This is a genomic window from Arthrobacter sp. 3Tela_A, from assembly GCF_049311025.1.
In the GTDB taxonomy this organism is placed as follows: domain Bacteria; phylum Actinomycetota; class Actinomycetes; order Actinomycetales; family Micrococcaceae; genus Arthrobacter_B.
On sequence record NZ_JAXIOM010000052.1, the window covers coordinates 1 to 10,878 of the forward strand.

Here is a 10,878-nt window from a genome sequence, read left to right on the forward strand (position 1 = left end):
CACCCCCTCCCCCACCGTCACCACCAAATGGGGCGGGCTGACCGTGCAGAAGACCGACGACGCCGGCGCGGCGCTGGCAGGTGCGCAGTTCTCCGTCTTCGCCAGCCAGGCCGACGCGGTCGCAGGGACCAACCCGATTCCCCTGGGCGGCGAGACAGTTTTCACCACGGCCGCGGACGGCACCATGACCCTCTCCGGGCTCCGCTACTCGAACTGGGCCAACGGCCAGGAGATCACCGACGCCGCCGCCTTCCAGAAGTACTACCTGGTTGAGGTCCAGGCTCCGGCCGGTTACGAACTGCTGGCCCAGCCGATTGAATTCACCGTCACCGCGGCCACCACGGCTGCCGGGATCGACCTGCAGGTGGAAAACGTTCCCTTCAACGGCGGCTTCGAACTGCCGCTGACGGGCGGCAGCGGCACCGCGCTGCTCTACGCCGCCGGCGCCCTGCTGGTTGGCGGAGCCGTCGTCCTGCTCCTGAACTCGCGCCGCCGCGCCAGGAACTAACGGCATAACGGCAGGCCGGGGAGGATGCAGGGCGTCCCTCCCCGGCCTGGTCGTTTTTGGTTTGAAACAACTACTGCCAGCGGGGACAACGAAGGATCAGTCATGGAACCTACAAGCAGGCGTGCCGCCCGCCGCCGGACCCGGCACTGGGATCTGCGCCGGCTGCTGACCGTGGCCGTTACCGCCCTGGGCGTTGCCGTGCTGCTGTATCCGAACGCTGCAGCCTGGTTCTCCGACCGGAGCCATGCCCATCAGATCAATGCCTACGTCCACGAGACCCGGGGCCTGCCCGAAGCCGCACGGGCACAGATGCTGGCCGAGGCGCGCACCTACAACGCCAACCTTCCAGGGGGGCCGCTGCGCGACCCCTACACCCTGGAATCCGACGGAACGTCCAGCGCGGTGGGCGGTGGTGCCCAGACCTACCGTGATGTGCTGGGCGGCCTGCCCGGCGGGGTCATGGCGCGTGTGCAGATCCCGGCAATCGGCGTCGACCTTCCGGTCTTCCACGGAACGGACGAAGAAACCCTGTCCCAGGGAGTGGGGCATCTGTTCGGTTCTGCGCTTCCGGTGGGCGGAACCGGCACGCACAGTGTGCTCACTACCCACTCGGGATTGGTGGATGCCACGCTGTTCACCGATTTGGAGAAACTCGTCGAAGGCGACACCTTCTCGGTCACGGTCCTGGATGAGCAGGTGCGCTACCGCGTTGACCGGATTACAGCCGTGGAACCCGCGGACACGCTGGCCTTGCGTCCGGAGCCGGGCAAGGACCTGATGACGCTGGTGACCTGCACCCCAATCGGCGTAAATTCCCACCGCCTCCTGGTCCGCGGCGAGCGCATCGAGTCCCCTCCCACAACCGAAAAGAGCGACGTTGAGGTGGGCTCCGGGACTGTGGACCCCGGTTTCCCATGGTGGGCTCTGGGTGTCCCGGCGGCCGCCGGAGCCGCGATTCACCTCACCCGCCGGAAACGTATTTCCTAGTAAACCGAAACTTCCGGTTTCAGCACCCAGCAGTAACTCAGTAGGCTTATAGACGGTGCAAGTCGCCGCAGCAAGAGCATCCGCCAGAAATAGTCTGAAGCGCTTGGCAAAAAGCGCGGGAGGAGCAACTGGGAATGACCGCCACACAAGGCGCTGGTACCGGAGAAGACACCAAAACGATCATGACAGGGAACGAGTCTCCCAACGAGGTGGACCGGGAACCCCCTGCGGGCACGGCTCGGGCTGGCAACGGAATCGCCCGCTGGGTGTTCTGGCCGGCCGCCAGCATCATTGTGGTGTTTGCGGCTTTCGCAATCCTGTTTCCCGGGACGGCAACAGAAATGTTCAACTCCGTCCAGGCCAACGTCATCCGATGGTTCGGCTGGTACTACGTCGCTGCCATCGCCATCTTTGTCGTGTTCGCCCTGTGGATCGGCCTAAGCCGCTACGGAGACATCAAACTGGGCAAGGACGAGGACGAGCCGGAGTTTTCCCTCCGGTCCTGGTTCTCCCTGCTCTTCGCTGCAGGCATGGGCATTGGCCTGGTGTTCTTCGGCGTCGCCGAACCGCTGAACCACTTCGCAGCGCCGCGTCCCGGAGTTGAGGGCACACCGATCCAGCTGGCCCAGCAGGCGCTGACCCAGACCTACCTGCACTGGGGCCTGCATGCCTGGGCGATCTACGTCGTCGTCGGCGTCTCTATTGCCTACGCCGTCCACCGCCGCGGCCGTCCGATCTCCATCCGCTGGACCCTGGAACCGCTGCTGGGCACGCGCCGGGTCTCCGGCGGCTGGGGCAACCTGATCGACGTTGTTGCCCTTGTCGGCACCCTCTTCGGCGTGGCCACCTCCCTCGGCCTGGGCGTCCTGCAGATCTCTGCCGGCCTCGAAGAAGCGAACATCATGCAGGCCACCCGGATGACGCAGGTCGGGCTGATCCTCGGCATCACAACCCTCACCATCGCTTCCCTGATCTCCGGCGTGGGCAAGGGCATGAAGTGGCTCTCCAACATCAACCTGGCGCTGGCCGGGCTGCTGCTGATGTTCGTTCTGTTCGCCGGGCCAACCCTGTTCCTGCTGCGCGAATTCGTGCAGTCGATCGGCAACTACCTGCAGAACGTGATTGGCCTGACCTTCAACACGCTGGCCTTCTCAGGCACCGAGGGCGAGGCCTGGCAGGCCGCCTGGACCACCTTCTACTGGGGCTGGTGGATTTCCTGGGCACCGTTCGTAGGCATCTTCATTGCGCGTGTGTCCAAGGGACGCACCGTCCGGCAGTTCGTTGCCGGCGTCCTGCTGGTTCCCAGCATCGTCGGGTTCCTCTGGTTCTCCGTGCTGGGCGGCACCGCCATCCACCGTGAGCTCTTCGGCGACGGCGGCCTGGTGGGCGCCGACGGCACGGTGGATACGGAAGGCTCGCTCTTTGGCATGCTGGGCGGCCTGCCTGGTGGCACGGCGCTGACGATCGGCGCGATCGTACTAATCGCCATCTTCTTCATCACCTCAGCCGACTCCGGTGCCCTGGTCACCGGCATGCTCTCCACAGGCGGCGACGTGGAACCGAAGAACTGGATCCGGATCTTCTGGGCCCTGTCCGCCGCGGCGGTGGCCATTGCCCTGCTGCTCGCCAACGGCCTGGAAGCAATCCAGACAGCGGCTATCCTGACCGCCGTGCCGTTCAGCGTGGTGATCCTGCTGATGTGCGTTGCCACGGCCAAGGCCTTCCACCAGGAGCACAATAACCTGATGAAGGCGCAGCGGAAGCTGGCCCGCGACCAGCTGACCGCCCACGTGACGGAGCAGGTCCAGGACAGCATGCAGGAACAGTACGAAGACCAGATGGCCGGCCAGGTGGATGCTGCCGTCAAGAAGCAGTTCCGCCGGCGGTCAGCGGACCAAAAGGATCGAAGGTCCTAGCTGCTTTCCCGGCGACACGCAAAAGGCCCCGCACCGGTTTGTGCGGGGCCTTTTGCGTGCCTGTTCGGGTCTAGTTCAGGGCGTCCTGCTCCAGCAGGTCCCGCAGCACCGGATAGGAGGACTGCGCGCCCTCACGGGTGGCAGCCAGCGCACCGGCGCGGGCAGCAAACCGGGCCGCTTCGGCCAAAGACTCCCCGGCAGCGAGCCGGGCCGCCGTGGCAGCCGTAAAGGCGTCACCGCAGCCGGTGGTGTCCACAGCGGTCACCTTCGTGGGAGCAATAGCTACCACACGCGCGTCCCCTGCTGCGGTTCCGTCCAGTACGACGGCGCCGTCCCCGCCCAGGGTGATGATGGTCCGGCGCACGCCCAGTGCAGCGAGGGCAGCGATGACCGCTTCCCAGTCTGCCGCCGGATCAGCCAGACCGGTCACCAGTGCCGCCTCATGCGCGTTCAGCAGCAGGACATCGGTCAGCTCAAGCAGCTCCGACGGAACCTCCCGGTACGGGGAGAGATTCAGCAGCACCTGCGCAGCGGCGTCGTGCCCTGCCTGCGCCGCAGCGATGACCGCTTCCAGCGGAACCTCCAGGCTCAGGGTGAGCACGGCGGCGCCGTCGAACAGGTCCGCCGGCAGTTCACCCCCGGTGACAGTTCCATTGGCGCCCGGGGAAACGATGATGGTATTTTCCCCGGCCGCGTCCACCACGATCATGGCCGTGCCGGTGGCGGTGCCGGTGCGGCGCAGCACGCGGGAGGCGTCCACGCCGGCTGCGGCAGCCGCCTCAAGCAGCAGGTCCCCGTTCCCGTCGGCGCCCACGGCACCGAACAGGCGTACGTCTGCACCCAGAATCGCTGCGGCAGCGGCCTGGTTGGCGCTCTTGCCGCCCGGAACAATCACCAGTTCGGACCCGTTGAGGGTTTCTCCCGGTGAGGGGAAGCGGTCAGTGCGGACGGTGAGGTCCGCGTTGAGCGACCCTACAACTACGACTTTTCCTGCAGGCATGCGGGATTCTCCTTGGAAACGGGCCGGCGCTCAGCGGTCAGCCGGTGCGTCGGCTGACACTTCGGCGGCAACCGGTTTGGGGATGAGGAAGGACGCGGCCAGAGCCAGCACCAGGATGACCAGACCGGCAACAATACCGCCGTAGTAGCCTCCGGCACCGCCGTCGGCCGGCGTGGTGGCCGTCTTCACCGCATAGATGACGGCGAAGCTCAGGCCGGCACCCAGATTGAACGCACCCGCGTTCAGGCCAGGCAGGAAACCGGGGTTCTCCTTGGGCGAGAGCACAATGCCCAGACCGTTGAGCATGATGTTGCCAATGCCGGCGTAGGTGACGCCGATCAGCAGGGACACGCCCAGCAGGCCCAGCTTTGAGTCGCTGCCGACCACCAGGAGCACCAGGGTCAGGCCAATGACGGAGCCGATCATGCCAATGCGCAGCACCTTGCCGTAGCCCCAGGTTGCAGCCAGGCGGCCGGCGATGGGTCCGACAATCAGGCCGGCAAGGGCGTACGGCGTGAGGGTCCACCAGGCGGATTCCTCAGCACCCATGCCGAAGCCGATCACACCGTCCTGCGCCAGGGCGGGCAGGATGCCGTTCATAACGGCAAAGACGCCGGTCATGGTCAGCAGGGTGGTCAGCAGCAGTGCCCAGGTGGAGCGCTGCTTGAGGTGGTAAGTGGCAACCAGCGGCTGTTCGGTGCGGTTCTCCACCTTCCAGAACACGGCGAAGGCCGCCACGGCAACGACGATCAGACCGATCACCAGCGGCCAGTTGGCATCGGCAAGCTTGCCCGCCTCGTTGAACGCGGTGAGCAGAGTGCCCACGGAGATGACCAGGGGAATGACGCCGATCCAGTCCATCTTTTCCTTCTTCTCGGCCCGTGATTCCGGTGCCAGGAAGAGGAGCAGCCCGGTGGCGACGGCGCCAACGGCGGCCATGGCCCAGAAGACGGAGGCGAAGCCGTGGTTCTGCGCCAGGTAGCCTCCGGCAATGGCGTCGACGCCGGCAATGCCGCCGTTAACTGCGGTGATGACACCCATCAGCGTGCCGTAGAGCTTCGCGTCGCGGATCTCCACGCGCAGCATGATCAGGGTCAGCGGGACCACGGGGCCGGAGACGCCCTGGATGAGCCGGGCGATGAAGAGGACCTCGATGCTCGGGGCCAGCGCTGCAACGACGGAACCGATGGTCAGGACCACCAGCATTCCGGTCAGGACCTTCTTGCGGCCGATGATGTCGCCCAGGCGCGGCAGGAACAGTGAGAAGAGCGCGGCGGCGGTGAAGAACGCCGTCTGGGTCAGGCCGACGGCGGCAGAGGTGGTGTTGAGTTCCTCTTCGATGGTGACGAGTGCCGGTGAAAGCATGGAGGCGTTGAGCTGGAACGCCACACAGGCGGCCAGCAGCGCTGCCATGAGGGCACCGACATTTACGGTGCGGCGGGTGGTCTCACTCACAGGTCTACCTCCCCAATGCGCTCAAGGGCGTCCACCACAAGGCCCCAGAACTTGTCCTGGTCCAGTTTCATGGCGACGGAGGTGTTGCAGTCAGCCGGGGCCGGGGCGCGGAAATCGGCCACGGTCATGCCCAGGGTGAGAGTGCCGGTCAGCTCGACGTCCAGCGGTACGCGCTGGGTGGTCATGACGGACGGGTCGATCACGTAGGCGACGGCACAGGGATCGTGCACAGGCGGGAAGTCGAAGCCCTGGGCGTCCTTGTAGGTGTGGCCGAAGAACTCCAGCAGTTCGCCGACGAACTTGGCAGGTTTGGTGCCCACCGCAGCGATGCGCTCGGCTACCTCGTCAGTTGCCAGCGCCTGGTGGGTCAGGTCCAGTCCCACCATGGTCAGCGGCCACTTTTCGTTGAACACGATGTGGGCTGCTTCGGGGTCGATCTTGATGTTGAACTCGGCCACGGCGGACCAGTTGCCCACGTGGTAGCCGCCGCCCATCAGGACGACTTCCTTCACCCGCTCGGCCAGGCGCGGTTCCTTGCGCACGGCCAGGGCGATGTTGGTCAGTCCGCCGGTGGGAACCAGGGTGACGGTACCCGGCTCGTGGGCCATCACGGTGTCGATGATGAGGTCTACGGCGTGGCGCGGGTCCAGTTCCACGGTGGGCTCGGGCAGCTCGGGGCCGTCCATCCCGGACTCGCCGTGGATGTCCGGCGCGTTTTCGATGGTGCGGACCAGGGGCCGGTCACAGCCGGCAGCGAAGGGGACACCTGTGATATTTGCGACACGGGCAATCGCCAATGCGTTGCGTGTCACCTTCTCAAGGGTCTGGTTTCCGACGACGGTGGTCACCGCTAGGAGGTCGATCTCCGGGCTGCCGTGTGCCAGCAGCAGGGCGACCGCATCATCGTGGCCAGGATCGCAGTCCAGGATGATTTTGTGGGGCATTGCATCTCCGCTTCGTTGAGGTTCCAAGCTCCGGGCACGCGTCCCGGCGCCGCAGTGTCCCGCCCCGGCAGCGCCATGTCTTGCGTGCAGTCAGCCGGCTGTCGGGTGTGTCTTGGTGCTGCCGGAGTCGTTTCAAGGGGAGAATCCTGCAGCATCGAAGGCCCGTTTTGGGCAGGCACCGGAATTAACGATATCGGCGCGCGGGAGGCTCTTTTACCGCCGCCGGACTCCGGGCTGGAGCTCACCGGAAGCCAATTTGGCCCTCTGCCGCCGGGTGCCTATCCTTTGCCTGCTGCCCTCTGTGACGGGGTCCGCGGCACGGAACCTGCGGATTTGCTACCTTAGGTGGCAGGGCCGTGAACACTCCGGCCCCCGGACGACGGTTCAGTACCCGGCACGCGACAAGACTGGCCAAAGGAGCTAGCCATGTCATGGGTTGTCCTCATCGCCTCCGGAATGCTTGAAGCCGTTTGGGCTACAGCTCTGGGGAAGTCGAACAACTTCAGGAAACCCGTTCCCACCATTGTTTTTGCCGTGGCACTCGCGGCCAGCATGGCTGGGCTCGCCTGGGCGATGCTCAGCATTCCCGTGGGCACCGCCTACGCCGTGTGGGTGGGCATCGGCGCCGTGCTGACGGCCGGCTACGCCATGGTGTTCGGCGGCGAGAAAGCCACTGTGATCAAGGTGGTGCTGCTGATGGGAATCGTCGGCTGCGTCATCGGCCTGAAGCTGGTGGCCTAGCCATGGCATGGATCATCCTTCTGCTCAGCGCCGTCCTTGAAGCCGTCTGGGCCACTGCCCTGGAGGCCTCCAACGGGTTTACCGTCCTGGCGCCGTCGATCATCTTTGCCGTGGCCGCAGCCCTGTCCATGGGCGGCCTCGGCTACGCCATGAAATCCATCCCGATCAGCACCGCCTACGCAGTCTGGACCGGGCTGGGTGCCGTGCTGACAGTAGCCTGGGCCATGTTCACCGGCACCGAGGAACCCGGTGTGCTGAAGGTGCTCTTCCTGGCCGGCATTATCGGCTGCGTGATCGGCCTGAAGTTCGTGGACAAGCCTGCATCTGTTTCCGAACCGGCCGGAAAGTCAGCCGACTCCTGATCCGGGACTGCACGTTGGGACATCCCTTCCGGTTTGGGACATTCCTGCGCGGCGCCATGGCAGGAATGTCCCAAAGTGGCAGGGATGTCCCGAAACGGAGGAAGGCCCGGCAGCCCGGCCGCCACGAAAGGCCAGTTAGCTGCGCGCAGCTTCGGGCAGGCTGGTGCCGGTCTCCACGAACCGCTGGTGGAACGCCAGTGACTCATCCAGCAGGTGCGGGGTGTGCTTGCCCACCGAGTCCCGGCTGGCCCGGTCAAAGTAGTCCTGCAGCAGCGGCTGGAAGTCCGGGTGCGCGCACTTCTCTATGATCGTCCGCGCCCGCTGCTTCGGGGACAGGCCGCGCAGGTCCGCCAGGCCGCGTTCGGTGATGATGAGCATGGTGTCATGCTCGGTGTGGTCCACGTGGCTGGCCATCGGCACGATCCCGGAGATGCGGCCGCCCTTGGCCGTGCTGGGGGACATAAACGCGGAGAGGAAGCCGTTGCGGGCAAAGTCCCCGGAGCCGCCGATGCCGTTCATCATGGCCGTGCCGCCCACGTGAGTGGAGTTCACGTTGCCGTAGATGTCCGCTTCGATCATGCCGTTCATGGCGATGCAGCCGAGCCGGCGGATCAGCTCGGGATGGTTTGAGATCTCCTGGGTCCGCAGGATGATCCGCTTGCGGTAGAACTCGATGTTGGAGTTGAACTCCTCGATGCCTGCCGGGCTCAGCGAGAAGGAAGTCGCCGACGCCACCCGGATCACGCCGTCGCGGATCAGTTCCAGCATGCCGTCCTGGATCACCTCGGTGTAGGCGGTGAGTCCGGTGTATCCGGCGCCGGAAAGTCCCGCCAGGACGGCGTTGGCAATGTTGCCCACGCCGGACTGCAGCGGCAGCAGCTTGTCGGTGAGCCGCCCGGCCTTGATTTCGGATTCGAAGAAGTCCAGCAGGTGCCCGGCGATCATCTGCGAAGTCTCATCCGGTGCAGCGAACGGCGTCATCCGGTCCGGGGCGTCGGTCTCGACGACGGCGATCACCTTTTCCGGGTCCAAACGCAGGTAGGGTTCGCCGATCCGGTCGTCCGGGTTGACCAGCATGATCGGCTTGCGGTGCGGGGGCAGGGCCGTGCCGTAGTAGACGTCATGCATGCCGTCCATCGCGGCGGGCTGCTGCCGGTTGACCTCGAGGATGATCTTGTCCGCCTGCTCGATCCACGTTTTGTTGTTGCCCACCGAGGAGGACGGGATCAGGCTGCCGTCCTCGTTGATCCCGACGACCTCGATGACAGCCAGGTCGATGTGTCCGTAGAACCCGAACCAGGTGTACTGGGCCACGTGCCCCAGGTGGATGTCGATGTACTCGAGTTCGCCGTCGTTGATCCGCTTCCGCAGCGTGGGATCCGACTGGTACGGCAGGCGCAGTTCCATGCCGCCGGCCTTGGCCAGCACGCCGTCGAGCTCCGGAGCGGTCGAGGCGCCGGTCAGCACTTTGATCTGGAATTCCTCGCCCCTCCCGTGGGCTTCTTCCATCTGGGCGGCGAGCGCCTGCGGCACGGCCTTCGGGTAGCCGGCACCTGTGAAGCCGCTCATCGCGACCGTCATTCCCGGTTTGATCATCGCTGCCGCCTGCTCGGCTGAGACAACGAGTTCGGAGAGTCCGGGGTGGGAAATACGGTCACGCATAACTGGCCTTTCAGAGAACGAATCAAACCACCCTATCCGCGCTTGAGCCGCAGCTCACATTCGGGCGACACCGGACCCCCTCCCCTTGCGGCAGGATTTGCTGCCTGACGTGGGCTTATATACGAGCGATGCCGAAAAGACCAGACTCCGGGCTTCTCGATTGACACATCCATCCGGCCCGGCTTCACTGCATTCACCGCACCCGCTCTAGCTGAGGAGAGACCCCCGTGAGGATTCCGAAAACTGCCGCCGCACTCTCGATTGCAGCCCTGCTCGCCGCAGGCACCGCCGTTCCCGCGGCCGCCGTCGGCGAAGGCCCGAACTACAACGGCAACGAGACCATCAACACCTCGATCCTGCGCACCTATGACGAAATGGTGGCAGAGCTGAAGAAGCAGGACGCCAAGCAGCCGGCAATGGAGCTGGAGGTGATCGGGCAGTCGGTCAAGGGCCGGGACCTGTACCTCGCGAAGTACATCAGCGACCCGTCCAACCCCACCATCCTGTACCTGACCCAGCAGCACGGCAACGAGCAGCTCACCACCGAAGGTGCCCTCGAATTCGTGAAGCACCTGGGCACCGGCAAGACCAAGGGCGTGCTCGACGGCGTCAACATCCTGATCGTGCCGATGCTGAACCCGGACGGAGCCATGGGCGACGTCGACTTCCCGCTGGACGGCTACATTGCCAGCGGCCGGACCCTCACCCGCGCCAACGCCACCGGAACGGACCTGAACCGGGACCATGTCGCGAAGATCCAGCCCGAAACCCAGGCACTGCACAACAACGTGATGCGCGCCTACGACATCGACTACATGATCGATCTGCACCACCAGGGCACCCAAAGCGAGCGCGACGGCGAGCTGGTCTCCGGCTCGATCCTCTACCCGACGACGCCAAACGCCTCCCCCGAGGTTGTGGAAGGTTCCAAGCAGCTCGGCGCCGTGGTGTTCAACGCGATTGATCCCACCGGCTGGGGCCATCTGGGCCGCTACGTGGGCGGATCCGCCGAAACCATCAGCCGCAACGGGATCGCGGTTGAATACGGCATTTCCACCCTGCTGTTCGAGATGCGCGGCATGTCCGACAACACCAATCCTTCCGCTGTGCTGGGCCAGAAGAGCAACGGCTACCTGATCAAGCAGACGGTAACCACCCTCGACGCCACGGCACGGGCCATCGCCAGCGGTTCGATCGAAACCACAGATACCTCCATCTGGGACACGCTCGCCGAGCAGACCACCCGCCCCAGCGAGTAGTCGCCGCGGGGCTGGCTGCTCCTAGCTGAGAAGGTGCGGTCCGC

10 protein-coding genes and 1 riboswitch are annotated in these 10,878 nt (G+C 65.3%); of the genes, 6 read left to right on the forward strand and 4 right to left on the reverse strand.

Translation table 11 applies throughout. The annotated features are described in order from the left end of the window. The 3 genes from TVC13_RS14090 to TVC13_RS14100 all read left to right on the forward strand — a co-directional run. Positions 1-508 (forward strand): SpaH/EbpB family LPXTG-anchored major pilin (locus tag TVC13_RS14090; protein WP_422401814.1); only part of this gene is annotated, 508 nt, incomplete at its 5' end. 102 nt (positions 509-610) lie between these two features. Further along, positions 611-1,495, forward strand: a complete 885-nt coding sequence (locus tag TVC13_RS14095; protein ID WP_422401815.1) for a class C sortase — start codon at positions 611-613, stop codon at positions 1,493-1,495. Positions 1,496-1,629: 134 nt separating this feature from the next. After that, entirely contained in the window at positions 1,630-3,411 is a 1,782-nt protein-coding gene (locus TVC13_RS14100; protein WP_422401816.1) for a BCCT family transporter, read from the forward strand. A gap of 70 nt (positions 3,412-3,481) precedes the next feature. Here the strand turns inward: TVC13_RS14100 and TVC13_RS14105 are convergent, their stop codons facing one another. The 3 genes from TVC13_RS14105 to TVC13_RS14115 are packed head-to-tail and all read right to left on the reverse strand — an operon-like array spanning position 3,482 to position 6,810. Next, a complete protein-coding gene (locus TVC13_RS14105; protein WP_422401817.1) occupies positions 3,482-4,411 on the reverse strand; it encodes a ribokinase in 930 nt (309 codons plus the stop codon). A gap of 30 nt (positions 4,412-4,441) precedes the next feature. Then, positions 4,442-5,824: an MFS transporter gene (locus tag TVC13_RS14110; protein ID WP_422401839.1), complete on the reverse strand. Its 1,383-nt coding sequence runs from the start codon at positions 5,822-5,824 to the stop codon at positions 4,442-4,444. Positions 5,825-5,862: 38 nt separating this feature from the next. Beyond that, positions 5,863-6,810, reverse strand: coding sequence for a nucleoside hydrolase (locus tag TVC13_RS14115; protein ID WP_422401818.1), 948 nt, complete (start codon positions 6,808-6,810; stop codon positions 5,863-5,865). Between the two features lie 348 nt (positions 6,811-7,158). Further along, positions 7,159-7,226: riboswitch (guanidine-III (ykkC-III) riboswitch) on the forward strand. A 10-nt stretch (positions 7,227-7,236) separates the two neighbouring features. Between TVC13_RS14115 and TVC13_RS14120 the strand changes: the two genes are divergently transcribed. Together TVC13_RS14120 and TVC13_RS14125 are read left to right on the forward strand one after the other, a co-directional pair. Further along, entirely contained in the window at positions 7,237-7,551 is a 315-nt protein-coding gene (locus tag TVC13_RS14120) for a DMT family transporter (RefSeq protein WP_422401819.1), read from the forward strand. 2 nt (positions 7,552-7,553) lie between these two features. Continuing rightward, positions 7,554-7,913 (forward strand): DMT family transporter, encoded by a 360-nt coding sequence (locus TVC13_RS14125; RefSeq protein WP_422401820.1) that lies wholly within the window; start codon positions 7,554-7,556, stop codon positions 7,911-7,913. A gap of 135 nt (positions 7,914-8,048) precedes the next feature. Here the strand turns inward: TVC13_RS14125 and TVC13_RS14130 are convergent, their stop codons facing one another. Further along, entirely contained in the window at positions 8,049-9,575 is a 1,527-nt protein-coding gene (locus TVC13_RS14130) for an acetyl-CoA hydrolase/transferase family protein (RefSeq protein WP_422401821.1), read from the reverse strand. A 233-nt stretch (positions 9,576-9,808) separates the two neighbouring features. Here TVC13_RS14130 and TVC13_RS14135 point away from each other — a divergent pair, with 233 nt between their 5' ends. Continuing rightward, positions 9,809-10,834, forward strand: coding sequence for a M14 family zinc carboxypeptidase (locus tag TVC13_RS14135; protein WP_422401840.1), 1,026 nt, complete (start codon positions 9,809-9,811; stop codon positions 10,832-10,834). Positions 10,835-10,878 lie beyond the last annotated feature (44 nt).